This is a genomic window from Nonomuraea cavernae (assembly GCF_040655715.1).
Lineage (GTDB): Bacteria > Actinomycetota > Actinomycetes > Streptosporangiales > Streptosporangiaceae > Nonomuraea > Nonomuraea cavernae_A.
In genome coordinates this window covers 21228-46628 of sequence record NZ_JBFAKL010000041.1, presented here as the reverse complement: position 1 = coordinate 46628, position 25401 = coordinate 21228, and the positions used below count along the sequence as shown (strand labels likewise).

Below are 25401 nucleotides of genomic sequence, written 5' to 3'. Positions count from 1 at the left end.
GAAGGAGGCCTCATGACCGTCCTGCGGCCACATGCCGAAGACCAGTACGCCGAGGAGTTGTCGCTTCTCGCCAAGGACGACGACCGGCCGAGACCGCCCGGCTGGAAGCTGTCGCCGTGGGCGGTGACCACCTACCTCCTGGGCGACGGCGACCGGATCACGCCGAAATACGTGGGGGCCCGCCGCATCGTCGAGGTGGCCGTCGCCACCCTGGCCACCGACCGGGCGCTGCTGCTGCTCGGCGTGCCCGGCACGGCCAAGACCTGGCTGTCGGAGCACCTGGCCGCCGCGGTCAGCGGCGACTCCACGCTGCTCGTGCAGGGCACGGCCGGCACCGCGGAGGAGGCCATCCGCTACGGCTGGAACTACGCGAGGCTGCTGGCCGAGGGCCCGTCGATCGAGGCCCTGACGCCGTCGCCGGTGATGCGGGCGATGGCCGAGGGCCGTGTCGCCCGCGTCGAGGAGCTGACCCGGATGCCGTCCGACGTGCAGGACGCCCTGATCACCGTGCTGTCGGAGAAGACGCTGCCGATCCCGGAGCTCAACCGGGAGGTCCAGGCCGAACGCGGCTTCAACGTGATCGCCACCGCCAACGACCGCGACCGCGGCGTCAACGAGCTGTCCAGCGCGCTGCGCCGCCGCTTCAACACGGTCGTCCTGCCCGTCCCCGCCACGGCCGAGGAGGAGGTGGACATCGTCTCGCGGCGCGTCACCCAGCTCGGCCGCTCGCTGGAGCTGCCCGAGACCAGCACCGGCCTGGCCGAGATCCGCCGCGTGGTGACCGTCTTCCGCGAGCTGCGCGCCGGGGTCACCGAGGACGGCCGCACCAAGGTCAAGTCGCCGAGCGGCACCCTGTCCACAGCCGAGGCGATCTCCGTGCTGACCAGCGGCATCGCGCTCGCCGCGCACTTCGGTGACGGCGTCCTGCGGCCGGCCGACGTGGCCGCCGGGATCGTCGGCGCGGTGGTGCAGGAGCCGGTGTCGGACCGGGTGGTCTGGCGCGAGTACCTGGAGACCGTCGTGCGCGAGCGTTCAGACTGGCGCGACTTCTACCGAGCCTGCCGAGAGGTGTCGTGACCGTCTCGGTCCTCGGCGTACGCCACCACGGCCCGGGATCGGCCCGGGCCGTGCGCGAGGAGCTCCTGCGGCTCCGGCCCGACGCGATCCTGATCGAGGGCCCGCCGGAGGCCGACGCGCTCATCGAACTGGCGCCGGAGCTGGAGCCGCCGGTGGCGCTGCTGGCGCACGTCCCCGGCAGGCCGTCCGGCGCCGCCTACTGGCCGTTCGCCGCCTTCTCCCCGGAATGGCAGGCCATCCTGTACGGCACGGCGCACGGGATCCCGGTGCGCTTCTGCGACCTGCCCGCGGCCCACACGCTGGCCGAAGAGCCCGCGGACGACCCGCGGGCCGAGGCGGCCGAGCTGCGCGTCGACCCCATCGGGGCGCTCGCCCGCGCCGCCGGCCACGACGACCCCGAACGATGGTGGGAGGACGTCGTCGAGCACCGCGGCGACACTCCGTTCGAGGTGATCGCCGAGGCCATGGCCGCCGTCCGCGAGGGATACGCGCCGGACGAGCGGGAGGCCCGGCGCGAGGCGTACATGCGCAGGACCCTGCGCGCCACCGTCAAGGCGGGCTTCGAGCGGGTCGCGGTGATCTGCGGCGCCTGGCACGTGCCCGCCCTGGTCGAACCCCTCCCGCCGGCGAAGGCCGACGACGCGCTCCTGCGCGGCCTGCCCAAGGTCAAGCCCGAGATGACCTGGGTGCCGTGGACGCACGGGCGGCTGGCCTGGTGGAGCGGCTACGGCGCGGGCGTCGGCTCGCCCGGCTGGTACGACCACCTGTTCAGCGCCCCCGACCGGCCGGTGGAGCGCTGGCTGGCGCGCGCGGCCGCGGTCCTGCGCGACGAGGGGCTGGCCGTGTCGCCGGCGCACGTCATCGAGTCCGTACGGCTCGCGCAGGGCCTCGCGACGCTGCGCGGCCGCCCGCTGGCCGGGCTGGGCGAGGTCACCGAGGCGGCCCGGGCGGTGCTGTGCGAGGGCGACGACCTGGCGGTCGAGCTGATCCAGCGTCACCTGGTCGTCGGCGATCGGCTCGGCCACGTCAGCGACCGGACGCCCATGGTGCCGCTTCAGCGCGACCTGCGCGACCGGCAGCGGCGGCTCCGGCTCAGGCCCGAGGCGCTCGACCGGGAGCTGACCTTCGACCTGCGCAAGCCGCTCGACCTCGAGCGCAGCCATCTGCTGCACCGGCTGCGGCTGCTCGGCGTCGAGTGGGGCACGCTGGGGGAGTCGCGCGGCAAGGGCACCTTCAAGGAGACCTGGACCCTGTGCTGGCGCCCCGAGTACGACCTGGCGCTCATCGAGGCCGCCGCGCTCGGCGTCACGGTCGCTGGAGCCGCCGCGCAGCGCGCCCGCGATCTGGCCGCCGGCGAGCCGGTCCCGCTGGCCGACCTGACCGCGCTGGTGGAGCGGTGCCTGCTGGCCGAGTTGCCCGAGGCGTTGCCCGCCGTGCTGGCCGCCCTGTCGGCCAAGGCGGCGCTCGACACCGATGTCACCCGCCTGATGGCGGCGCTGCCCGCGATGGTCCGCGCGCACCGCTACGGCGACGTGCGCGGCACCCCGGCCGAGGGGCTCGCGGTGATCGTGCACTCGATGCTCGACCGGGTGTGCGTCGGGCTGCCCGTCGCGGTGACCGGCCTCGACGACGACGCGGCGGCCGGCCTGCTCGGCCACGTCGACGGCGTCCACGCGGCCGTCGCCCTGCTCGACGACCCACCCGTCGAGCCCGTCGAGCCCGTCGAGCCCGTCGAGCCCGTCGAGTCGGCCGAGCCCGTCGAGTCGGCCGAGCCCGCCGAACCCGCCGAGTCGGCCGAGTTCGTCGAGTCCGCCGAGTCCGTCGAGTCCGCCGAGTCCGCCGAACTCGTTGAGTCGGCCGAGTTCGCCGAGCCCGCTGAGCCGAGGCGGCGGTGGCTGGCCACGCTGCGCGGCCTGAGCGACCGGCCCGACCTGCACGGGCTGATCGAGGGCAGACTGACCCGCGTCCTGCTCGACGCCGGAGAGATCGCCGACGCGGGCGACCGGATGTCGCGGGCGATGTCCCGCGGCCAGACCCCGGCCAGGGCGGCAGCGTGGATCGAGGGGTTCCTGTCGGGCGGCGGGCTGCTGCTGGTGCACGACCAGCGGCTGCTGAGCCTGATCGACGGGTGGCTGACGGGTCTCGGCGGTGAGGAGTTCGTCGAGGTGCTGCCGCTGCTGCGGCGTACGTTCGGCGGCTTCGCCGTACCCGAGCGGAGGGCTGTGGGGGAGCGCGTCCGGTCGGCGGAGCGGCGGGCCGAGGCCGACGAGACGGACCTGGACGAGCGACGCGCGGCCGGCGCGGCGCGGACCGTGCTGGCGATCCTGGGGAGAGCGCATGGATGAGCGGTTGCGCAGGTGGCGGCTGGTGCTGGGCGGCGGTGAGGCCGACGGCACGGGCTGCGCGCTGCAGGGCGGCGACGCCGCGATGGACGGCGCCCTGGCCGCCCTCTACGGCGGCCAGGAAGGTCAGGGCGGTCAGGGAGGCCGCTCGGGAGGCAGGGAGGGCGGGCTGGGCGCGTCGGCGCCGCGCGTGGCGCGATGGCTGGGCGACATCCGGACCTACTTTCCGTCCACCGTCGTCCAGGTCATGCAGAAGGACGCGATCGAGCGGCTCGACCTGTCCAGGCTGCTGCTCGAACCCGAGATGCTCGAAGCCGTCGAGCCTGACGTGCACCTGGTCGGCACGCTGCTCGCGCTCAACCGGGTGATGCCCGACCAGGCCCGCGAGTCGGCCAGGGCCGTCGTGGCCACGGTCGTGCGGCAGCTCGAACGCCGGCTCGCCCAGAAGACCAGGGCGGCCGTCACCGGCGCGCTCGACCGCAGCGCCAGGACCCACCGACCCAAGCGCGTGGCGGACATCGACTGGGACCGGACGATCAGGGCCAACCTGAAGAACTACCTGCCGGAGAAGAACACCGTCGTGCCGTCGCGGCTCGTCGGCTACGCGCGCAGGCAGCGGGCGGTGCAGCGCGAGGTCGTGCTGTGCGTCGACCAGAGCGGCTCGATGGCCGCGTCGGTGGTCTATTCGAGCGTGTTCGGCGCGGTGCTGGCCTCGATGCGGTCACTCCGGACGTCGCTGGTGGTGTTCGACACGGCCGTGGTCGACCTCACCGACCAGTTGCACGACCCGGTGGAGCTGTTGTTCGGCACCCAGCTCGGCGGTGGCACCGACATCAACCGGGCCCTCGCCTACAGCCAGGGGCTCATCACCCGTCCCAGCGAGTCGATCTTCATCCTGATCAGCGACCTGTACGAGGGCGGCATCCGGCAGGAGATGCTGCGCCGGGTGGCCGCGATGACACAGGCCGGCGTGCAGGTGATCGTGCTGCTGGCGCTCTCCGACGAGGGCGCGCCGTTCTACGACCACGAGAACGCCGCCGCGCTCGCCACCATGGGTGTGCCCGCGTTCGCGTGCACACCCGACGCCTTCCCCGATCTGATGGCGGCGGCGATCGAACGGCGCTCGATCGCGCGCTGGGCCGAACGCCAGGGCGCGCTCAGCGCCTTGCCCTAGACCGCGCGTTTTGCCCAGTCCCTGCGGGCAGGCACACTGGTGGGGATCGCCAAATGAGGGGGGCACATGCCGCGTGTGCGGGAGCTGGAGGTGTTCCGCGTCGTTCTGCCGCACGGCAGGCGCACGGAGAGCCTGCTCGTGAAGCTCACCGACCAGGGCGGCATGACGGGGTGGGGTGAGACGGTGGGCCCCGCGCCCAAAGCCTGGTCCAGGCTGGAGGAGTCGCTGGCCGCCCTGCTCATCGGTGTCGACTGGGAGCACCCCGACAGCGTCCCGAGCGGCGACTCCGCCGTCGACATGGCCTGCTGGGACCTGTGGACCAGGATGCGCGGCATGCCGCTGGCCGACGCGATCGGCGGCACCCGCACCTCGCTGATGGCCACCGTCCGGCTCAGCCCCGACGCCTCGATCGAGAGCCTGGTGACCCGGGTCAACCAGCAGGTCTGCGCCGGCTACGGCCACGTGACGCTCGACATCCGGCCCGGCTCGGACGTCGAGCCGGTCCGCGCGGTCCGCGCCGCCTATCCCGCGCTGACCCTCGCCGTCGACTGCGGCGGAGCCTACACCGACCGCGAACAACTGGTGGCGCTCGACTCCTACGGCCTGGAGGTCATCGAGCGGCCCTTCCCCGTGTCCGACGTCTACGCGCACGCCTCGCTACAGGACGAGGTGGCCGCTTCGGTGGCCGTGGAGGTCTGCGCCACGTCCGACCTCGACGACTATCTGACGCTGCGGGCGGCCAGGGTGCTGCTCCTGCGGCCCACCGCCTTCCCGTCGATCAGCGAGGCCCGCCGCGCCCACGACCGCGCCGTGGCGGCCGGCTGGGACATCCAGTGCTCGGGCGGCCAGGGCGCGGGCCTGGCCAGGGCGGCGACGGTCGCGGTCGCCAGCCTTCCCGGCTGCACGCTGCCCTGCGACGTCACCCAGCCGCCGCGCAACAACCAGATCGTCACCCCGATCGTGGGCGCCAACGCCGGGGTCATCGCGGTCCCGCTCACCCAGCCCGGTCTCGGCCACTCGGTCGACGAGACCCGCGTCCGCCGCCTGGCCAAGGACGTCTTCACCTCGTGAACCCGGTGCGGGCAGGCAGGCCCGTTCCGGGATGGCCGGGCCCACGTCGGCGCGTGACACGTACGTGATCACCACGCCCTACTTTCATTCCGAAATATCGGGACAGAGGTGGTGGGTGTGGAGTTATCCAGACGGAGGGTGCTGCGTCTCCTGCTGACCAGGCACCTGAACGCCTTCGTGCCGGCCTGGCTGCAGGTGCTCTGCGGCATCGTCGTGCTGATCGGCGCCGGCATCGGCGGCGTCACCCTCATCGCGGTGTTCGACGGCGGTCTTGTGCTCGCCGTGGCGTGGGGCGCACTGACCTGTGTGTTCCTGTACGCCCTCGTCATGAGCCTCGGCCCCAGGGTCTGGTGGGACAATCCCGCCCTCAGGCTCGACGATCATCCTCGGCTCAGGAAGGTCTTCCTCGAGGCCGTGGAACTGGCGGGAGCCGGGACCGTCCCCAAGGTACGCCTCTGGATTGTGCCGACCCTGGGGGTGCAGACGGGGCACAGAAGAAAACTTCTGCTTGGGCTCCCTCTGGTGACTGAATTGGAAGAGGACGAACTACGTGCGCTGATAGTGCGGCATCTGCTCTGGTCACGGCTGTCGCGGCGCGATCAATGGGTTGCGAGACTCAATTGGAAAGACCTAGCACGTGCGGCATCCGGCGAGCCGTATCCCGATCGCGCTCGGCTTCGAGCGCAGGCCAAGAGGCTCCGGCAGGAGTTGTGGCGGGAGACCGCCGCTCTTGTCGGCCAGGAGACGCTCGCTCGGGCAACCCGGCGAGAGATCATGATCGACCATGCTTTCGCCTGGCATGTTCACCGCTATGTAAGGCTCTGGGCCGACCATCATTGGGGCTTTCCCTCCGACGCCTTCGAGTCCTTCCGGTGGAAAGTCCGGGAGGACGGCCTGCTGTCGCGGATCCAGCCAAGCGTCGACACGTACGTCGTGGAGAAGCTCGACCGGCACGAGAGGGAGCTGCTGCTGGAGTTGGGCTGGGACACCGGAGCGCCGGTCGCACCCGCGACCGACCCCGTGGTTGATCGCTTCCCGGCCAGGCTCGAACGCCGGATGGCACATCTACCTGCACGCCGACCCCTTCGCCCAGCGGGTGCTCGTCGGCCGGCTGGGGGATCGGGTGGACGTGGTGGAACTGGCCGGCGAGGTCGCGCGCGGCCTGCCGTACGGGCTGGAACTGGGGCTGGACCTGAACGAGAGGGATCCTGACGAGGACGTCCGGAGACTGGCCGCCGAGTCGCTGGCGGCCGGCGATCCGATCGGGTGGTTCGAGCGGCTCTACGCCGAATCCGGCACGGGCGACGCGATCGTGTCGTGGGACTTCCGGCGGCCGCACGTCATGCTCGTCGACTGGGCCTCGAAGCGCGGCCTGCGGGGTAAGGGACTCAGAGCGCTCGTGGTCGGCGCGGGCCTGGGGAACGATGCCCAGTACATCGCGGGGCTCGGCTTCGAGACGGTCGCGTTCGATGTGAGCGAGTCGGCCGTGCGGCTGGCGGGGGAGCGGTTCCCGGGCAGGAGCGTGCGCTACGTCGTGGCCGACCTGCTGGATCCGCCCGGCGAGTGGCGGGAGGCGTTCGACCTGGTCGTGGAGATCTCTACGGTGCAGGCGCTGCCCGAGGCACTGCACGCCGAGGCCATCGCACGGGTGTCCTCCTTCGTGGGGCCGGGCGGGACGCTGGTGGTGATCACGTCGGCTCGGGACGAAGGGGGGCCGGTGTTCGCGCCGCCGTGGCCGCTCACACCGTCCGAGATCGCCGCCTTCGCCACCGGCGGGGTTGTGGTGGAGGAGAGCGAGGACTTCCCCGACGCCGTGCGCCACCGCTGCCGCGCCACCTTCCACCGGCCCGCCTGACGTTCGACCCGGCGGGCGGATCGGCCTCCGGGTCCGGCCGGTGCCGTCACAGCACTCCGCAGCCCTCGGTGAGCTCCTGGGTGGGGGCCGGGGTGGCGGACTTCTTCGGCGTGCCGCGGAGGCTGCTCGTCGGGCTGCTCGCCGGGGTGCTCCTCGGTGACGACGCGGGTGACGACGCGGGTGACGACGCCGGTGAGGACGTCGGCGAAGGGGCCGCCGAGGCCGCGACCAGGCTCGTGGCGCCGGAGTCGCGGATGGCCTTGGCGGTGAAGGCGCGGATCTTCTCCCAGTCGGGGTAGCCGGTGGAGATCAGCGGGGGCACGAACTGGATGCTCGTCACCTTCGCGTTCTTGACCTGGAGCGCCAGCGGCACCAGGTGCTTCAGCATGGGCCGCGGGATGTCCGTCTTGATCAGCTCTTTGGTGGCCAGCGCGATCTGGGTGAACCGGGTCAGCACGGTGGCGGGATCGGCCTGGTCGAGCAGCGCGCCGAGCACGCACCGCTGGCGGCGCATCCTGGTGTAGTCGTCGCTGTTGGTGCGCGAACGGGCGTACCACATCGCGTCCTCGCCCCTCAGCCGGCGCGTCCCCTGCTTGACCAGGCCCTCGTTGTACGTGCCGAACACCACGTCCTGCTCGACGCTCAGCGTGACCCCGCCGATCGCGTCGATCAGCCGGGCGAACCCCCACATGTTCACCAGGGCGTACCAGTCGACGTCGACCCCCAGGGTGTAGCCGATCGTGTCCATCAGCACCTTCGGGCCCTGGTGCTGCCTGCCGCCGAAGATCTCCGGGTGCGCGTCCGAGTACTCCCAGACGCTGTTGAGCAGGTCGCTGCGCCCGCCGCCGGGATCGGCCGGCAGCCGGAAGCCGGCGGGGAAGCGCCGGGCCATCGGCGTGCCGGGGCGAAAGCGGACGTTCTCCAGGTTGCGCGGCAGGCTGATCAGCACCGTGCTGCCGGTTCCCACGTCGATGCTGGCCAGGTTCATGCTGTCGGTGCGCACACCCGGCCGGTCACCGGCGGCGTCGCCGCCGAGCAGCAGGATGTTGACCCGCTGCCGCCCGGCCCACGGGTTCTCCGGGCGCACCCGCTCCTCTGCCTGGGGGTCGGGCACGGGGTTGACGAAGATGTCGTTGAGCGTCTGCTGGGAGGTCCAGACGTACTCCGCGGTCAGGCCGAACGGCAGCACGACCACGACCGCCAGCAGCCCCGCCAAGGTGCCCGTGAGCACCTGCCCGCCCTGGGAGAGCGCGTTGGGCCGGAGCACCGTGAACGAGTGGACGATCAGGGCGAACCACGCCAGGCCGAGGACGGCCGAGCCGGCGGCGATCGCGATGAGCCAGCTGTTCTCGGTCAGCATGCCGAGCAGGTTGTCGGTGGTCAGCGCGACCGCGAGCAACGCGAGCAGCCCGGCCGCGTGGCAGGAGAGCAGCACCAGCCCGGTCCGCCGCCAGCCCGCGCGCAGATGCGCCGCCCCGGGGGCCAGCACCGCCAGCACCAGCCAGCCGAGGAACGCCCCGGCGCTCACCGGTTTCGTTGCCTGCCTCACGCCATCCCCGTTTCCCCGTGCTCCACCGTAGACGCGCACTCCGCTACCTGAGGTGTCCCGCTGGACGCCCACTTCAGGTGCGAACGCCGCTTCCAGAAGCGGCCGCTGGACGCGGCCCACTTTAGGCCGAATCGAGGGGGCATCTTACGGCTTAAACACGAAATATGCCGTTATATGAGAGTGGACAGCAGTGACCGAATAAGATTCGGTCATGGCCTTCTCCGAGATCGAGTACGCCGTGGCGGACCGCATCGCGACCGTCACATTGAAGCGCCCGGACCGGCTCAACGCCTTCACCTTGACGATGCGCGGAGAGTTGATCGAGGCGTTCGATCTCGCGGACGCCGACGACGACGTGCGCGCCGTGGTCGTCACCGGCGCCGGCCGGGCCTTCTGCGCCGGCGCCGACCTGGGCGGGGGCGGCGGCACGTTCGCCCGCGGGGACCACGGCGACCACCGGGGAGAGCTCGTCGACGGCTACCCGCGCGACGGCGGAGGCACGGTCGCCCTGCGCATCGCCCAGTCGCTGAAGCCGGTCATCGGCGCCATCAACGGCGCCGCCGTCGGAGTGGGCGTCACGATGACGCTGCCGATGGACGTCAGGCTCGCGGCCGACACCGCGAAGTTCGGCTTCGTGTTCGCCCGCCGCGGCATCGTCCCCGAGGCCGCCTCCAGCTGGTTTCTGCCCAGGATCGTGGGCATCGCCCAGGCCATGGAATGGGCCGCGACGGGCCGCGTCTTCCCCGCCGCCGAGGCCCTCGAAGCCCGGCTGGTCTCGCGCCTGTATCCGCCGGACGAGCTGCTGCCCGCCGCCTACGCGCTGGCCCGCGAGATCGCCGGCAACACCTCGGCCATCTCGATCGCCGCCGTCCGCAGGCTGATGTGGTCGGGGCTGTCGGCGTCGTCGCCGTGGGAGGCGCACGCGGCCGACTCCAGGCTGATGGCCGAGCTGGGCTCCTCCGAGGACGCCGTCGAGGGCGTGATGTCCTTCCTGGAGAAGCGGCCTGCCGAGTTCCCGATGAAGGTCAGCCGGGATCTGCCGGACGGTATACCGTCCTGGCCGGACGATCCCTATCGTGTCTAGCATGTACGAGATCACCGTTCTGCCCATGCCGCCCGACTTCGAGGGCGAGGTCGTGGCGACACTGGTGTCCCGGCGGACCGAGGCGTCCCGCCGAGCGGTGCTCTACCTTCACGGCTTCACCGACTACTTCTTCCAGGACCACCTGGCCGAGCACTACCTCGACCGCGGCATCGACTTCTACGCGCTCGACCTGCGTAAATACGGAAGATCGCTGCTGCCGCACCAGACCAGGGGCCTGATCAGGAGCGTCACCGACTACTTCCCCGAGATCGACGAGGCCGTCCGCGTCATCCGGCGGGACCACGACGAGCTCACCGTCAACGCCCATTCGACCGGCGGCCTGATCGCCGCGCTGTGGGCCGACCGGGTCCGCGGCCGGGGCCTCGTGCAGGGGCTGGTGCTCAACAGCCCGTTCTTCGATCTCAACGTGCCCGCGCCGCTCCGCCTGGCCGCCGACCTGCTCAAGACCCCGCTCTCCTACACCAGCCGGCCGCTGCCCCTGGGCGTCAGCAGCGTCTACGGCCAGAGCCTGCACAGCTCCGAGCAGGGCGAATGGGACTACGACCTGGAGCTCAAGCCGCTCGGCGGCTTCTCCGTGCACGCCATGTGGCTGGCCGCCGTCCGCCGCGCGCAGCGCCGCCTGCACGCCGGGCTCGCGGTCGAGGCGCCGGTGCTCGTCCTCGCCTCGGCCAGGGGCCTCCGGGTACGCGACTTCGTCCCCGAGGCCCGTTCGGCCGACATCGTGCTCGACCCTCGGCAGATCGCCCGCTGGTCCACGTCGATCGGCCCGCACGTCACCTGCGTCCGCATCGCCGACGGCGTGCACGACCTGGTGTTGTCGAGCGAGCCGGTGCGCAAGCAGGTGTTCGCGGAGATCGACCGCTGGCTGAACGCGTACGTCGGGCCGGCGGTCCGGCACGGGTAGCCGACTCCCCTGCCCGTGACCGCCTGGAGAACGAGCGCCTACCAGGGGAACGAGAACAACCCGTAGTAGGCGGCCGCCACCAGCAGCAACCCCGTGCCGCCCAGCACCCCCGCGATCGCCACGTGCTGCCACCGGCTCAGCCGCATGCCCTCGCGCAGCGCCGCCACGACCGCTGCCACCGCCGTGACCTCCTGCACCAGCATCAGCACGGCCATGCCGCGCACGACCAGCCAGCCGGCCAGCACAGCGGGCCAGGCCCCGGCCTGGTTCACCGAGAACAGCACCAGCACCATGATGAACGCGACCACCGAGAGCAGCAGCCCCAGACCGGTCCACGCCATCCGGCTCAGTCTGCGCCTGATCGGCGGCCACAGCCTGGCGTTGGCCTCGACCTGCGCGAGGGGCCGGCCGCGCAGCCGTACCAGCATGACGGCGACCGGGCCCGCCACGTAGCCGACGGCGGCCAGGCAGATGGTCAGCCCCAGCACCGTGCCGCCCGCGTACCACGGCGCGGCCGGCACGTCGCTGGCCTCGAACCGCTGCACCGGAGTGGTGCCGGCCATGCGCACCTCGGGCCGGGCCGTTCCCGGCAGACCGGTGATCCAGTTGGTGAGCGTCTCCAGATAGCCCGGCGCGAAGTCGCCGCCGTTGACCCGCATGGCGTGGTCGGCTCTGCCCATGAAGCGGATCGTGTACTGGTCGTTGCCCGCTTCGGCCAGTGCCGTGGTCAGCGCCCTGGTGGACTCGACGAACGGGATGGACGGGTCGGTCGTGCCGTAGAGGGCCAGCACCGGCTGCCTCATCTGACGCAGCGCCGGCATCGCGTCGTAGCGCAAAAAGTCGAAGCCGATCCCGCCCATCGCCCTGGTCAGCAGGTCGCGCACACCGATCGGGGCGCGCAGGCGGAGCAACTGCTCGTTCAGTGCCCAGGCCACCTGCCGGAGCGGCGAGACGTTCGGCGAGGACACCAGCACCGTGAACCCCACCGCGGAGCTCTTGGCGGCGGCGATCGGCGCCACCCATCCGCCCTCACTGACCGCCCATAACCCGATCCGCGCCGGATCGACGTCCGGCCGCTTGGCCAGGTGCTCCACCATGTGGAGCGCGTCGTCGGCGAGCAGCGAGAAGTCGCGGTCGCGGAAGTTGTAGCCGGCGGTCCGCTTGTCGAACGCGAGCGTCACCACGCCCGCCTTGGCCAGGAACTCCGCCTGCGACGTGAATTCGGTCCGCGAGCCGTTGCCCGACCCCGACACGAACACCAGCGCCGGATGCCTGCCCGGCGTGAGCGGCGCCCGGACGGTGCCCACCAGCCGCTGCCCCTCCGCCGGGACGGAGATCTCCTCGCGGCTGATCGGATCGACCGCCACGACGGAGCGCAGCTCGCTCGGCGGCTGCGCCGGTAACGCCTGGAACTCCTGGTCGGCCCTGAGCGGTGGCGGGTCGAACGCGGGTGGCAGGACGTATCCGACGGATGCCAGAGCCACCAGCATCAGACCGGCTGCGACGCTCAAGGTGCCACGGCCAGTGCGCATCGGCCTCCCCATGTGCCTTGGTTTGCCCGTCGATCATTCAGCCTACTCCCCGCTGGTGAGGCGCATGGGGCCGCATTTGTCGGTGAGAACTGTTAGCTTCCTGCGAATGCGGATCCTGCACACCAGCGACTGGCACCTGGGGCGCTCGTTCCATCGTGAGAGCCTGCTCGACGGCCAGGCCGCGTTCGTCGACCACCTGGTCGAGACCGTGCGCGCCGAACGGGTCGACGTGGTGGCGGTGTCCGGCGACGTCTACGACCGGGCCCTCCCGCCGGTCGACGCCGTGACCCTGTGCAACGAGGCGCTGGGGCGGCTGGTCGCCGCGGGCGCGCGGACCGTGCTGATCAGCGGCAACCACGACTCCGCGCGGCGGCTCGGCTTCGGCGCCTCCCTGTTCGACGCCGCGGGCGTGCACCTGCGCACCGACCCGTCGCAGGCGTGGGAGCCCGTGGTGATCGACGACGTGGCCTTCTACGGCATTCCCTACCTGGAGCCCGAGCTGGTCCGCACCCCCTGGGAGCTGCCCGACCGCAGCCACACCGCCGCGCTCACCCACGCCATGACCCGCGTCCGCGCCGACGCCGCCCACCACAGCCGCTCGGTCGTCCTGGCCCACGCCTTCGTCACCGGCGGCCAGGCCAGCGACAGCGAGCGCGACATCAGCGTGGGCGGGGTCGCCCACGTGCCGCTGACGGCGTTCGACGGGGTCGACTACGTCGCGCTCGGCCACCTGCACGGGCGCCAGCGCATGTCCGAGACCGTCCGCTACTCCGGCTCCCCGCTGGCCTACTCGTTCTCCGAGGCCGACCACGTCAAGGGCTCGTGGCTGGTCACGCTCGGCTCGGGCGTGGAGTTCGTGCCGGCTCCGGTGCCACGGCCGGTCGGCCGGCTGCGCGGCCACCTCGACGACCTGCTGACCTCGCCCGCCCATGCCCGCTTCGAGGACCACTGGCTGCAGGTGGTGCTGACCGACCCCACGCGCCCCAAGTCGGCCATGGACCGGCTGCGCGCCCGCTTCCCGCACACGCTGGCGCTCTCCTTCGACCCCGAGGGCGGCGCTCCCGCCGCCCAGCCCGTGCGGCTCAGCGGGCGCCCGGAGGCCGACGTCGCGCTCGACTTCGTCCGCGAGGTACGCGGCGAGCCTGCCGCGGCCGACGAGGAAAAGCTGCTAAGACAGGCGGTCGAGGCGTCCCGGGTGAAGGAGACGATGGCGTAGATGCGGCCACACCGGCTCTCCCTGACGGCGTTCGGGTCGTTCCCCGGTTCGGAGACGGTCGACTTCGACGCGCTGGCGCAGGCGGGCCTCTTCCTCGTGCACGGGCCCACTGGCGCGGGCAAGACGACGATCCTCGACGCGCTCTGCTTCGCCCTCTACGGGCAGGTGCCCGGCCAGCGCAACAGCGCCCGCGCTCTGCGCTGTGACCACGCCGCCCCTTCCGTCGGCCCGTCGGTCACGCTGGAGGTGACCGTACGCGGCCGGCGCCTGCGCATCCAGCGTTCTCCCGCCTGGCAGCGGCCCAAGCTCCGCGGCACGGGTTTCACCGAGGAGAAGGCCAAGGTCATCGTCGAGGAGCGGGCCGGGGCCGGCTGGCAGGGCCTCACCACCCGGGCCGACGAGGCGGGTGACCTCATCGGCGGGCTGCTCGGCATGAACGCCGACCAGTTCTGCCAGGTCGCGATGCTGCCCCAGGGCGACTTCGCCCGGTTCCTGCGAGCCGACGGCGACGACCGCCGCAAGCTTCTCGAACGCCTCTTCACGGTCAAGGTGTTCACCCAGACGGAGTCGTGGCTGGCCGAGCACCGCAAGCAGTCCTGGCGCGAGGCCCAGGACCTGCGCCAGCAGGTCGACTTCGCCATCCAGCGCCTGGAGGAGGCCGCCGGAGACACCCTCAACCAGTCCTCACCGGTCACCACCTCCCAGCCCTCGTCAGCCGGCGCCGCCGATGCGGGCCAGGAGCTCCTGTTCAGCGATCCCTTGTCCGGATCGTCATCGCCCGGCTCAGCCGATGACGGGGAGGGCGCGACGGCGCTCGGCCACGACGGCGCCGAGGCGGCGGTCGCGGGAGAGGCGTCGGCCCTTGACGGAGCGGCTGAGATCGACAGCGCCGATCAGGGGTCGGCCGAGGCCGGAGTGCCGTCGGTCGAGGATGATCCTCTCGGCTGGGCCGGAGCACTGCGCGACGCGGCCCGGGCCGTGGTCACCCGGCGCACCGAGCAGCACGCGCGGGCGGAGCAGGCGTCGCGGCAGGCGCGCCTTACGTTCGAGCAGGCCGCGGCGCTGGCCGACCGCCGGCGCCGTCATGCCGAGGCGCTGACCCTGCGTCGCACTCTGGACGAACGTGCCGATGAGCGAGCGGACCTCCAGGCGATCCTCGACGACGCGGCTCGGGCCGCGGCCGTGATTCCGCTGATCACGGCCGCCAGGCAGCGCGCCGAGGCCGCGGCCAAGGCCACGTCACTCGCGGCCGACGCCGTGGCCCGCGCCCGCCCCCTGCTGGGCCGCGCGATCGACGCTCCATCCGCCGACTCCCGGCCCGGCATCCCCTCGACCGCGTCGGGTGGGCCCGCGCCGTCGCCGCGTGGTCCTGCGGCCTTGCCCGGCAGCCCCGCGGCCTTGCCCGGCAGCCCCGCGGCCTTGCCGGACAGTCCTGCGGCCTTGCCGGACAGTCCTGCGGTGTCGCCGCGCGGCCTGGAGGCGTCGCCGGAGCGGCTCGCTGAGCTGGAGAGGCAGCGGCAGGCCGAGATCGCGCGGCTGTCCGAGCTGCTCACCGAGGAGGCCAGGCTCCTGGTCGTCCGGAGAGACCTGCAGCGGGCCGAGGAGGAGCTCGCCGGGCTGGCCAAGGAGGACGATGCGACCGCCACCCGGTTGGCCGCCCTGCCCGAGCTCATGGCCGAAGCCGAACACCGTGCCGAGCAGGCCCGCCTCGACGCCGTCAGGATCCCGGCGGCCGAAGCCGTACGGGCCGCCGCGACCGAGCTGATCGCCGCTGATCGCGGGCTGGCCGCGCTGGACGCCGAGCTGGACGGGCTGACGCAGCGTGCGGCCGAGGTGGGGGCCGCCGAGGCCGAGCTGCCCCAGCTGCTCGCCGACGTGTCGGGGCGACTCGCCGGCGTACGCGCGGAGATCGCGGCGATCCCGGCGGCGGCCGCGACGCTTGACGCCGCCCGGACCGTCCACGACGCGGCCCTGCGCCGTGACGCCCTGGCCGGTGAGCTGGAGGCGGCGACGGCCACCCACCAGGCCCTGGTCGACAGAGCCCAAGGTCTGAGGGAGCAGTGGCTGGACCTCCGCCAGGCGCGCATCGACGGCATGGCGGCCGAGCTGGCCCGTGACCTGTCCGACGGCCGGCCCTGCGCGGTGTGCGGCTCCGAGCACCACCCCGCCCCGGCCTCGCCCGCCCCCAGCGCGCCCTCGGCGGACGATGAGCTGGCAGCCGAGCACGCCCGTGAAGGAGCGCACGCCGAACGCGAGGCCGCCGAGCGTACCCTCGCCACCCTTGAGTCACGCCACGCCGACGCGGTGGCGGCCACGGGCGGTCTCGACGCCGACGCCGCCGAGGCGGCGGTGCTGCGAGCCGAGCAGGAGCTCGTCCGCCTGGAGGGGATCGCCGCCATCGAGCCCGCCCTCGCCGCCGAGCTCGACCGCGTCGAGGCCGACCGCGAGCGCGTCACCGACCGCGCCCGCCGGCTGGCCGAAGACCTCGCGGCCCACCGCGCCCACCACACCCACCTCCAGGCCGAACGCGCCCGCCTCGCCGCCCGGCTCACCGGCGGCGGTCTGGGTCCCGCGTCGGACACCAGCACCGAGGGTCCCGCTCGGCTCGACCCGAGCGGCCTGAGCGACCCCAGCGGCTTGAGTGACCCCAGCGGTCTGGGCGGCCCGAGCGGTCTGGGCGGGTTGGGCGGGTTGGGCGCCGACGTCCAGGCCGCCGACGTCCAGGCCGTCGAGGTGCTGGCGGCGGCCGAGCGGGAGCTGCACCGGCTCACGGCGTCGGCGGCGAGAGAGCCGGAGCTGGCCGCCGAGGCGGCGCGGCTCGGCGAGGAGCGGGTCTCGCTGGAGGAGCGGGCGCGCAGGGTCACGGCCAGGCTGGCCGCCTGCCGCACTCGCCAGGAGGAGCTCAGCGGCGACGCGGGGAGGTTGACCGCGCGGCTCGACAGCGCGCGCGGCGACGACCCGACGCTGACCGCGCGCCTGTCCAGGCTCAGCGACGAGGCGGAGCTGCTGCGGGAGGCGCTGGAGGCCACGCGGCAGGCCATGTCCGCCGAGGAGGAGCGGACGAGAGCCGCCGAGGCGGCCGAACGGGCTGCCCTGGAGGCGGGATTCGACGAGGTCGACGAGGTCGCCGACGCCGCCAGAACCCCGGCCGAGCTGGAGAGCAAGGCCGAGCGGTTGCGGCGGCTGGACGATCAGTACGCCGCCGTGAGCGGCATCCTGGCCGACCCCGAGCTGCTGGCGGCGGCCGAGGAGCCGGCGCCCGACCTGGAGGCGATCGAGGCGGAGCGCGAGGCGGCGCAGCAGGCGCACACGGCCCTGGCCTCCGCGCTCGACCAGGCCGTGGCCAGGGCTCATCGGCTGGACGAGCTCCACGGTGAGCTGGCGGCAGGTCTGGCCACCTGGCAGCCCGCCGCCGATCGGCACAGGCTGGCCGAGCGCCTGGCGGCCCTGGCCAGCGGCACCTCCAGCGACAACCAGTGGAGCATGAGCCTGTCGTCGTACGTGCTCGGCGAGCGGCTCAGGCAGGTGGTCGACGCCGCCAACGAGCGCCTCGACCACATGTCCGCCGGGCGCTACCTCCTGCGGCACGACCTGCGCAAGACGGCCGGCGCACGGGGGCGTTCGGGGGGCGGGCTCGGGTTGCGCATCTCCGACGGGTGGACGGGCGTCGAGCGCGACCCGGCGACGCTCTCGGGCGGGGAGAGCTTCATCACCTCGCTGGCGCTCGCCCTCGGGCTGGCCGACGTCGTCACGGCCGAGGCCGGTGGAGCGGAGATCGGCACCCTCTTCGTGGACGAGGGGTTCGGCACCCTCGACGAGGACACGCTCGACGGTGTCCTCGACATCCTCGACGAGCTACGCGACGGCGGGCGCGCCGTCGGCGTCATCAGTCACGTCGCCGAGCTGCGCTCGCGCATTCCGGCCCAGCTCAAGGTCTCCAAGACCCGCGCCGGGTCCAGTCTCACCATCCTGTGACGGTGCGGCCAGGCCGCTGCGCTGTCCTGGCCGCACCGTCATCGACGGCGCTGAATCCCGGCGGCCCCGGTGTCCGCCCGTCCGTCACGATGACGGCCCTGGTCGGGTGACATCATGTGGGTCATCGCCGCGAATCTGTGATCATCGGAGCCGGTTGATCATGTAGCCTTCCCTCACTGACTGTTCGTGGTTGCGGTGAATGCGGGAGGGCGGTCTGGCGACTCCGTGGAATCCGCAGGAGGCGTTGGTGACGCCATGCCTTCACAGTCCGCCGTGTCCGCAGCCGGGTCCGTGCCTGCCCGATTCGCTGCGCAGTGACCGGCCGGCCGCGAGTGTCGTTCCAGAGCGTGCGGCTGGTCCCGCGGATTCCGATGGCATCGTGTTCGCTGAGCGGAAGTTGCTGGCGCTGAGCGATCTGCTGGGGGAGCTGGCGATCGGGTTAGGTGGGCTGGCTGGTGCGCATGAGGCGAGCGCGCGCGGCACCCGTACGGCCGCGACCGGCGACGACTACGGCAACGCGTTCTGGAGCCGGCAGGGGAGCCGGTTCGAGCGTGCGGCCCGGCTGTTGCGGTTGATCGCCGAGCAGTCGGACACTGCGGCCGGTCACACCACTCAGACCCGGCGCGTCTATCAGGCGGCTGACGATGCTTCGACATCGCGGGACGGATACTGATGGATCCGAACGTCTTCGTGCCGGATGTGCTGAAGCCGTTCTGGCCTTATATCGCGGGTGGGGTGTTCCCCGAGCAGCGCTACGACGACATGGTCGCGAAGGCTGACGAGCAGGATGTGATAGCCGACAAGCTTGGCCGGTTACGCAAGGAAGCGGGCGACGGGGTGGTCGCGCTGCTCCAGAGTGGCGCGTGGGAGGGCGTGGCCAAGGCCGAGTTCGTGCAGTTGCTCGGGGAGCTCGTGCGTGACGCCGGCGGCGACCCGGCCGAGGCGGACCGGGATCCGGTCGCCGTGCTGGCTTATGTGGAGCACGAGTTGCGGCAGGGCGCGGACATGACCCGCAAGCACGCGACGGATGTGGAGCACACCCAGTGGATGATGATCGCCGGGGCGATACTGACCGCCTTGGCGATCCTTCGGCTGCTGGCGTTCGCGGTGGCGAATCCGGGCGCGACGGCGCTGATCTGGAGCAGGCTCGGGTTCGAGCGGGTGCGCAATCAGGCGATCAAGGGGATCGTGCTGAGGAACATGCTCTTGTTCGGGGCCATCATGGGTGGTCTGGATGGGGGTGTCCAGTTCGGACAACTGCTGGCCGGACATCGTGATGAGATCAACTTTGAGTCGTTGCTGTGGTCGTCCGGCACTGGCGCGCTGACCGGCGCGTTGTTCGGCGGGATGAAGATCGGGGCGGCCAAACTGGTGACCGACGACATGGTCGGCGCGGTCGCCAAGAACGAGGCCAAGACCGTGCGGACGTTGCTGGCCGGCGCATCCGACACGGTGATGGGGCAGGCGGTGATGGGCGGTGTGTCGGGCGCGACCGCCGGCGCGGTCACGCTCGGGGCGACGGGGCAACTCACCCGTGACAACCTGCTGTTCTCCCTCACCTCTGGCGTGCTCGGCGGCATCGGGCCCACCGCCGCCCGTCCCAGGGCCATGACCGAGGGCGGGCCCGGTCTCCTGCCCGCACGGCACTCCGGCGCCGCGGACCTCGCCGGCACCGACCGGCCCGGCGGGACGCCTCGCCCTGGGGAGGACGGTGCGGCCCCCCCGCGCCCCTCACAACCTGAGGCCTCTCCCGCGCGTGGTCAGGCCCCTCCCGCTGAGCGACCCACGATGCTCGCCCAGCAGCCGGGAGGCTCTCGGATACGACCGGACCAGCAGGTCTGGCCCCAGCCCAAACCAGAGGCCGTGCTCCGGCCCGTGGACGACGGCAGACCGGCCGCCCTCGCGGTCTCGAACAGAGGTGACCGGGCCGGGCCGATGCCGTACAGGAGTACGAACGACGGCGCCGGCACTCCGGTGGCGAACAGGAACGTCGGCGACCGGCCCGGGATGGCGGACAGGAGGGCAGGCGACGGACCAGCGGCGCCGGTGGCGGGCAGGAATGTGGATGACTGGCCCAGGACTCCGGCGCCGGACGGAAGGGCAGGCGAGCCCGCCGCCCCGGTGGCTCGGCCATCCCATGACGCCGCGGCGTCCCATCCGGGTGCCCGGCCTGTCCCCCTTCCTGAGTCGGCTCCCATGGTGGACCAGGGCCCGCGTGCCCAGCCGCCCGCCGTGCTCGCCGACGGAGACGGCATGCCCCCGCGGGCGCACCAGTCGGCGGATCCGCCGGACGCGGGACACGGGGGTTGGCGGCCCGGGGCGGAGCCCGTGCCGCCGTTCAGGAACGCGGAGGCCGCGACGGGCCAGACGGTGGCCGGCATCCTGGGCCTGGGCGATGTCTCGCCCGCGCGGGCCGAGGTCATGGGGCGGTTCGACCGGCTCGCTCCCGAAGTGCTCGCGCTGCACCCGTCGGCGAGCAGGACACTCAACAACCTGGTGGAGTTCCACGGCGGCCGGCACGTCGTCACGTCATACGTGAGGGCCGTGGAGGCCGGGCATCCGGTCGCCCGCGCGGCCGACGCCGAGTCCCTGGCCAGGGGGATCGCCGATTTCATGCGGAGTGAGGGTCCGCCGGAACCGTACGGCCGCAGACGGCACGCGGAGATCGCGAGACGGCATCCGGAGCTGTCCTTCGCTGAGGTGGAGCAACTCCGGCTGCGCTCGTACCGGCAGCACGGCCTGGAGCCGCCGCCCCTGTCCCGGGAGAGCACCGCCGCCTTCCTCGAGCAGGTCTGGCGAGAGCGCTCATCCATCGGCAGCGAGCACCATGTCTACGACAGGTATGCCGATGGGGCAAAAATCAAACCGCTCCACCGGACCCCCGAGTCCTACCTGAACCCGCTGGTGGAGACGGCCCGCGCCAGGTCGGAGGCCGACTCGTTCACGCAGCGGACGGAGAGGAGCGTCAGCTCCCTCGACTACACGCATGTCGGCAACGGCATGGAGTTCTTCTCCTTCCGCCGCACGGACGGTGACGTCGTCGCCACCCAACGTCTCTACCTGCATGCCACGCCCGACATGGCGCCGGAGCTGATGAGCGCCCTGGTCAAGAACGTCGTGGACGAGCCTCAGCGTTTCCCCGGTGTGCACTCGGCCAAGATCAGTGGCTACCGGGAAGTCACCCTCCGTGGAGACGGAATCGTGGTGTACCTGGCGGATCGCGCGGCGGCCGACAGAGTGTTGCAGTGGCTTGACGAGTACGGCGATCGCCATCCCGGCGTCTTCCTGCGGGACACGCCGCCGATGACCCTGCCGCTGAGGGAAGGCGTCGGCCTCGGGATGGAGCCCACCCGGAGCGGGACCAGCTTCGGGCAACTCCGTTCGCGGAGCGTCTTCCAGGCCCTCCGGGAGACCGAGTCGGCGGGTGGTGACCTCAACCTGTTCAGGCAGAAGGTCGACGAACACTTCCGAAGGGCCGGCATCGACCCCGTCAATCCGCATGCGAACCAGAGGACGGGTTCGCAGCGCGCGTACCCGGACGATTCGCTGCCTGCGGCCGAGCTCGCGTCGCCGTTCGTCAAGGGTGGGAGAGCAGCCGGCGCGCCCTTGGAGCTGGTGGGCCTGTGGATGGCCGACTCACTGGGCCTGGGCGAGCCTTCGCCGGCGCAGGCCAGGGTCTTGGGTGAGTTCGACCGGCTCGCCCCCGGCGTGGTCGCGGATTCGCGGTCGTCGAGTCGAACGCTCAACCGGCTGGTGGAGCTTCACGGTCCGCGTCACGCCGTCGAAACGTACGTGGCGGCCGTGGAGGCTGGACATGAGCCGGTCATCCGTGCACCCGACGCCGAACTGCTGGCCAGGGGGCTCGCCGACTTCATACGCCAGCAAGAGAGCCCGCTGGACGCGAACCGCCTCTGGACGCACGCGGACCTCGCGAGGCGGCATCCGGAACTCTCCTTCGCGGAAGTGGAGGAAGTGCGGCAGCACTTGTACCGGCAGCAGGGCCTGGAGGCACCTGCCCTGTCCAGGCTGAGCACTGACGACTTCCTCGAACGGGTCTGGGCCCGGGAGCAAAAAGTGTCTCTGAAAAGAGACGACATCTACAGCATGTACGCCGTGGAGACCGAAAAACCGCTTCACCGGACCCCCGAGTCCTACATGAAGGAACTTGCGGACTTGGCTCGCACCAGGCCGGAGGGCTATTCGGTCTCGCAGCGGAGGGGAGAAATGGCGGGGCTCGTCGAGGAGGATCTTGTCAACCAGGTCAGTGCTTGGGACTTCTTCCACTTCATCCGCGAGGACAGGTCCGGTAACAGCACTACTCAACGTCTCTACTTGCATGTCGTGCCCGACGGGGCCCCGACGTTGATGAGAGCCCTGGTCAGAGAAGTCGTGGACGCGCCTGAGGATTTTCCGGGTGTGCGCGCCGCCAAGATCAGTGGCTTCGAGGCGATCAAGCAACGTGGAGATGGGATCGTGATCTACCTGACGGACCAGGCGGCGACGGACAGGGTGCTCCAGTGGCTCGTCGAGTACGACGAGCGTCATCCCGGCCTTTTCCTGCCGGCCGTGCCGCCGATGACGCAGCCGGTGATGGACGGTGTCGGTCTCGGTGCCGAGCCACGTGTGTCCGGGAACAGTTTCGGCTCTCTGCGGTCCGACCTCATCTTCGAGGCCCTCGTGGACACGCGGTCGGCGGGTGGTGACCTGAGCATGTTCAAGCGGAAGGTCGACGAATACTTCCGGAGGGGCGGCGTCGAACCTGACAATCCGCACGTCAATGCGAGTGGAGATAGACGGTGACGGATGAGTTGGACTCCGCCAGGGAGTTCGTGGACGGATTTCTCGCGGGTGAGGTCGACGAGGTGACCCATCCGGCGTTGGAGGCGGATGATCTGCTGATGTCGGCCGTGCTCAGGCTTGACGCGGGAGATCCCCGATGGATCTTGGCACGCACCGCGGACTCCAGTGTGCTGGTGAGTCTGCGTATGAGATTGCTGTGGCCGATGATGCGCCACTATGCCGAGGGTTACGACATCCTCCACGGGGAGGACCCAGAGGCGGTGCGGCACATGCCCGCCCCGCGGCGGCACAGCGGTCAAGAGGACGCGAATCATGCATGAGGAACTGCACGCGCAGTTGGAGAAGATGGTCGCGGAGTACGAACGGCAGGCGGCCGAGATCCGGACCGCCTACGCACGGCTGCGCGAGGTGGAGGCCACGGCCACTTCGAAGGACGGCCTGGTGACCGTGAAAGCCGGGCAGCAGAGCCGCATCACGCACATCGAGCTGGATCCGCGCATCACCCGAAAGCTGTCCGCGTCGGAGATCGCCGCGTCGATCATGGAGCAGATCGAGGCGGCGACCTCGGAGGTGAGCCGGCAGACCACCGACCTGCTGGCACCACTCGCGCCGGACGGCGTCGACCTCGAAGGACTGCTCGGCGCCGACGCCGACCTCGGCGCGCTCCTGCCCAGCCTGCGCCCGGAAGAGCCTCGGGACCGGCGGTCAGGGACCATGGGCGGGTAGTCCGACGGTTTGCGCGTCGGACACCGTCAGGCCGCGGTTCTTGACGAAGCGGCGCACGTCCTGGCTGAGCGACGAGGGCTCCCTTGGTATCGCCCATCGTGGGGGCCGGAGTGTGCCGTCACCGTGGGGCAGGCCGAGGTGGTGTGGCGGTCACTGTGGAGTCAGGCCGAGGTCGAACCGCACGTCGACGTCGTCGTTGAGTTTGAGCGCGCCGAACAGCCCGGAGTAAGGCCGAATACCCCAGCGGGTCTGGGTGATGGTGGCCGTGCCGTGGACGCGGTCGCCGGCCAGCGTGCCCGACACGGTGACCGGCCGTGTGACGCCGGCCAGCGTGAGGTCGCCCTCTACCTGGAACGACTCCGGATCGCCGGAGATCCGGGCCGAGCGGAAGGTGATCGTCGGGTGACGGTCGGTCTGGAGGACCTTCTCGCGCATGAGCTTCTGGATCTCCCGCCGGTCGCCGTCGGTGAGCGGTTTGATGCCGCCGGTGCCCTCCTTGACCTCCAGCGACGAGGCGTCGAGCTCCAGCGTCACCGACGAGCCGGCTGGACCGGCGGGGTCGACCACGGCCTCACCTCGCCATCGGGTCACCTCGATGGTCAGGTCGTGGCCCGCCTTCGCGCCCAGTCCGGTGCGGGTCGTATGGACGAGAAGGGAGCCTGAGCCGGGGCCCAGTGAATAGGTTCCAGGGTCCATTCCTCCAGGCTAGCCTCACGGTCACGCAGGACTCGGTCCGGGCAGGACTCAGCCGACCGGGGCATCGGCCGGTGAGGATCCCGGCCGACCAGGGCTTCGGCTGGTGAGGGCCCCGGGCGGGCAGGGCATCGAGCGACCGGGGCGGACTCCCAGGGCTCAGCCGGCCTCGTAGCCGGGGAACAGCAGCGACAGCTCGCGCGGGTAGGTCGCGATCAGGCGCAACTCGTCGTCGGTGAGCGGCCGGCCGGTCATCGCGTTGCAGAGCTGCACCAGCCGGAACGCCAGGTCCTCCTCCCGCACCTCGACTCCCAGGCCCTCCATGACGTGGCCGAACCCGGCCTTCCCGCCGTACTCGCCGGTCAGCACGACCCGCCCGTGGCGCGCGTGCCAGTCCTCGGGGAACGGCCCCAGCGTCGCCTCGTCGTACAGCTCGTAGTTGCCGTGGTCCTTCAGCGCGCCGTCGGCGTGGATGCCGCTCTCGTGCGCGAACGCGTTGCGCCCCACTCCCACCTGGTTGTACGGCAGCGGCTGCCCGAGCGCGTAGGCCGCCCACAGCCCGAACCTGCGGGCCCACGACAGGTCGAGAGCGTCACCGATCTCCGCGTTGAGCCCGAAGCCGTGCTCGAACGCCAGGATCGTGGACAGCAGGTCGGCGTTGCCGGAACGTTCGCCGACGCCGTTCACGCAGGTGTTGACCCACGCGTCCTGGCCGGCGTCCAGATCGCCGAGCGCGCCCGACACCGAGTTGGCCACCGCCATGCCGAGGTCGTTGTGGCAGTGCGTCTCGACCGGCATCCCCGCGGACGAGGCCAGCTTGGCGAACCGCTCGCGGATTCGGTCAGGCGTGTCGCCGCCGATCGTGTCGCAGTAGCGCACCCGGTCGGCCCCCGCCTCCTTGGCCGCCAGCGCGAACTCCAGCAGGAACCCGTCATCGGTGCGCGACCCGTCCTCGGCGTTGACCCCCACGGTGTGGGCGCCCGCCACCTTGGCCGCCCTGACGGCGGCGGTCATCTCCCTGATGATCGAGCCGCGGTCGAGACGGCCCCGGAACTTGTTCTGAATCATGTAGTCCGAGGTGGAGATCGACAGGTTGTAGTGCCGCAGCCCCAGCGGCGCGGCCTTCTCCACGTCCCCCGCCACGCCCCGGCACCACCCGGACAGCCGAAGGTCGCCGAACGCGCCCGCCTCGGCCAGGGCCACCTGCGCCTTCACGTACGGGACCTCGTGGAACAGAAAGGGAAAACCGATCTCGGACTGCGCCACGCCGAGCTTGGCCAGATAGAAGTTGACCATGGTCTTGCCGAACTTCGACAGGCCGGTGCGCGCGGTCTGCACGCCGTCCCGGTTCGTCACGTCGAGAAAGTGAACTTTTGGCATGG

General features: G+C 71.6%; 18 protein-coding genes. 14 read left to right on the top strand and 4 right to left on the bottom strand.

The window, feature by feature from the left end:
• The first annotated feature begins 12 nt into the window (after nucleotides 1-12).
• From AB0I38_RS37905 to AB0I38_RS37880, 6 genes are all read left to right on the top strand, one after another.
• A complete protein-coding gene (locus AB0I38_RS37905) occupies nucleotides 13-1077 on the top strand; it encodes an AAA family ATPase (protein WP_358493957.1) in 1065 nt (354 codons plus the stop codon).
• Nucleotides 1074-3422, top strand: coding sequence for a DUF5682 family protein (locus AB0I38_RS37900; RefSeq protein ID WP_358493953.1), 2349 nt, complete (start codon nucleotides 1074-1076; stop codon nucleotides 3420-3422). Before AB0I38_RS37905 ends, AB0I38_RS37900 begins: the two co-directional genes overlap by 4 nt.
• Nucleotides 3415-4593 (top strand): VWA domain-containing protein, encoded by a 1179-nt coding sequence (locus AB0I38_RS37895; protein WP_358493950.1) that lies wholly within the window; start codon nucleotides 3415-3417, stop codon nucleotides 4591-4593. The genes AB0I38_RS37900 and AB0I38_RS37895 overlap by 8 nt, the downstream gene beginning before the upstream one ends.
• 66 nt (nucleotides 4594-4659) lie before the next feature.
• The gene (locus AB0I38_RS37890; RefSeq protein ID WP_358493945.1) at nucleotides 4660-5664 is read left to right on the top strand and encodes an enolase C-terminal domain-like protein; all 1005 of its coding nucleotides are present in this window, start codon (nucleotides 4660-4662) and stop codon (nucleotides 5662-5664) included.
• A 138-nt stretch (nucleotides 5665-5802) separates the two neighbouring features.
• Entirely contained in the window at nucleotides 5803-6876 is a 1074-nt protein-coding gene (locus tag AB0I38_RS37885; protein WP_358493941.1) for a hypothetical protein, read from the top strand.
• A complete protein-coding gene (locus AB0I38_RS37880; protein WP_358493936.1) occupies nucleotides 6788-7519 on the top strand; it encodes a class I SAM-dependent methyltransferase in 732 nt (243 codons plus the stop codon). The genes AB0I38_RS37885 and AB0I38_RS37880 overlap by 89 nt, the downstream gene beginning before the upstream one ends.
• A 46-nt stretch (nucleotides 7520-7565) precedes the next feature.
• Here AB0I38_RS37880 and AB0I38_RS37875 read toward each other — a convergent pair whose 3' ends face one another.
• A complete protein-coding gene (locus tag AB0I38_RS37875) occupies nucleotides 7566-9068 on the bottom strand; it encodes an LCP family protein (protein WP_358493932.1) in 1503 nt (500 codons plus the stop codon).
• Nucleotides 9069-9279: 211 nt separating this feature from the next.
• On the opposite strand from AB0I38_RS37875, the gene AB0I38_RS37870 reads away from it, so the two are divergent.
• A complete protein-coding gene (locus tag AB0I38_RS37870; protein ID WP_358493927.1) occupies nucleotides 9280-10152 on the top strand; it encodes an enoyl-CoA hydratase-related protein in 873 nt (290 codons plus the stop codon).
• 1 nt (nucleotide 10153) lies between these two features.
• Entirely contained in the window at nucleotides 10154-11077 is a 924-nt protein-coding gene (locus AB0I38_RS37865) for an alpha/beta hydrolase (RefSeq protein ID WP_358493922.1), read from the top strand.
• Between the two features lie 38 nt (nucleotides 11078-11115).
• Here AB0I38_RS37865 and AB0I38_RS37860 read toward each other — a convergent pair whose 3' ends face one another.
• Nucleotides 11116-12609: an alpha/beta hydrolase family protein gene (locus AB0I38_RS37860; protein WP_358493917.1), complete on the bottom strand. Its 1494-nt coding sequence runs from the start codon at nucleotides 12607-12609 to the stop codon at nucleotides 11116-11118.
• Nucleotides 12610-12715: 106 nt separating this feature from the next.
• Here AB0I38_RS37860 and AB0I38_RS37855 point away from each other — a divergent pair, with 106 nt between their 5' ends.
• The 6 genes from AB0I38_RS37855 to AB0I38_RS37830 all read left to right on the top strand — a co-directional run bounded on the left by AB0I38_RS37855 (nucleotide 12716) and on the right by AB0I38_RS37830 (nucleotide 23326).
• The gene (locus AB0I38_RS37855) at nucleotides 12716-13825 is read left to right on the top strand and encodes an exonuclease SbcCD subunit D (RefSeq protein ID WP_358493914.1); all 1110 of its coding nucleotides are present in this window, start codon (nucleotides 12716-12718) and stop codon (nucleotides 13823-13825) included.
• Complete coding sequence (locus tag AB0I38_RS37850; RefSeq protein WP_358493910.1) at nucleotides 13826-17800, top strand: AAA family ATPase; 3975 nt, start codon at nucleotides 13826-13828, stop codon at nucleotides 17798-17800. It abuts the gene before it with no gap.
• 379 nt (nucleotides 17801-18179) lie between these two features.
• Nucleotides 18180-18473, top strand: coding sequence for a hypothetical protein (locus AB0I38_RS37845; protein WP_358493905.1), 294 nt, complete (start codon nucleotides 18180-18182; stop codon nucleotides 18471-18473).
• Nucleotides 18473-22600: a T3SS effector HopA1 family protein gene (locus AB0I38_RS37840; RefSeq protein ID WP_358493900.1), complete on the top strand. Its 4128-nt coding sequence runs from the start codon at nucleotides 18473-18475 to the stop codon at nucleotides 22598-22600. The genes AB0I38_RS37845 and AB0I38_RS37840 overlap by 1 nt, the downstream gene beginning before the upstream one ends.
• Entirely contained in the window at nucleotides 22597-22920 is a 324-nt protein-coding gene (locus AB0I38_RS37835; RefSeq protein WP_358493895.1) for a hypothetical protein, read from the top strand. Before AB0I38_RS37840 ends, AB0I38_RS37835 begins: the two co-directional genes overlap by 4 nt.
• On the top strand, nucleotides 22913-23326 hold the full coding sequence (locus tag AB0I38_RS37830) for a YbaB/EbfC family nucleoid-associated protein (protein ID WP_358493888.1): 414 nt from the start codon (nucleotides 22913-22915) through the stop codon (nucleotides 23324-23326). The genes AB0I38_RS37835 and AB0I38_RS37830 overlap by 8 nt, the downstream gene beginning before the upstream one ends.
• A 150-nt stretch (nucleotides 23327-23476) precedes the next feature.
• Here the strand turns inward: AB0I38_RS37830 and AB0I38_RS37825 are convergent, their stop codons facing one another.
• Both AB0I38_RS37825 and AB0I38_RS37820 read right to left on the bottom strand, forming a co-directional pair.
• A complete protein-coding gene (locus tag AB0I38_RS37825) occupies nucleotides 23477-24022 on the bottom strand; it encodes a YceI family protein (RefSeq protein WP_358493879.1) in 546 nt (181 codons plus the stop codon).
• Nucleotides 24023-24178: 156 nt separating this feature from the next.
• Entirely contained in the window at nucleotides 24179-25399 is a 1221-nt protein-coding gene (locus AB0I38_RS37820; protein WP_358493875.1) for a LeuA family protein, read from the bottom strand.
• Nucleotides 25400-25401: the final 2 nt, after the last annotated feature.

Coding starts and splice junctions, on each gene's coding strand:
- AB0I38_RS37905 (WP_358493957.1), top strand. CDS start 13: ATGACCGTCCTGCGGCCACATGCCGAAGACCAGTACGCCGAGGAGTTG.
- AB0I38_RS37895 (WP_358493950.1), top strand. CDS start 3,415: ATGGATGAGCGGTTGCGCAGGTGGCGGCTGGTGCTGGGCGGCGGTGAG.
- AB0I38_RS37890 (WP_358493945.1), top strand. CDS start 4,660: ATGCCGCGTGTGCGGGAGCTGGAGGTGTTCCGCGTCGTTCTGCCGCAC.
- AB0I38_RS37870 (WP_358493927.1), top strand. CDS start 9,280: ATGGCCTTCTCCGAGATCGAGTACGCCGTGGCGGACCGCATCGCGACC.
- AB0I38_RS37865 (WP_358493922.1), top strand. CDS start 10,154: ATGTACGAGATCACCGTTCTGCCCATGCCGCCCGACTTCGAGGGCGAG.
- AB0I38_RS37860 (WP_358493917.1), bottom strand. CDS start 12,609: ATGCGCACTGGCCGTGGCACCTTGAGCGTCGCAGCCGGTCTGATGCTG.
- AB0I38_RS37855 (WP_358493914.1), top strand. CDS start 12,716: ATGCGGATCCTGCACACCAGCGACTGGCACCTGGGGCGCTCGTTCCAT.
- AB0I38_RS37850 (WP_358493910.1), top strand. CDS start 13,826: ATGCGGCCACACCGGCTCTCCCTGACGGCGTTCGGGTCGTTCCCCGGT.
- AB0I38_RS37840 (WP_358493900.1), top strand. CDS start 18,473: ATGGATCCGAACGTCTTCGTGCCGGATGTGCTGAAGCCGTTCTGGCCT.
- AB0I38_RS37830 (WP_358493888.1), top strand. CDS start 22,913: ATGCATGAGGAACTGCACGCGCAGTTGGAGAAGATGGTCGCGGAGTAC.
- AB0I38_RS37825 (WP_358493879.1), bottom strand. CDS start 24,022: ATGGACCCTGGAACCTATTCACTGGGCCCCGGCTCAGGCTCCCTTCTC.
- AB0I38_RS37820 (WP_358493875.1), bottom strand. CDS start 25,399: ATGCCAAAAGTTCACTTTCTCGACGTGACGAACCGGGACGGCGTGCAG.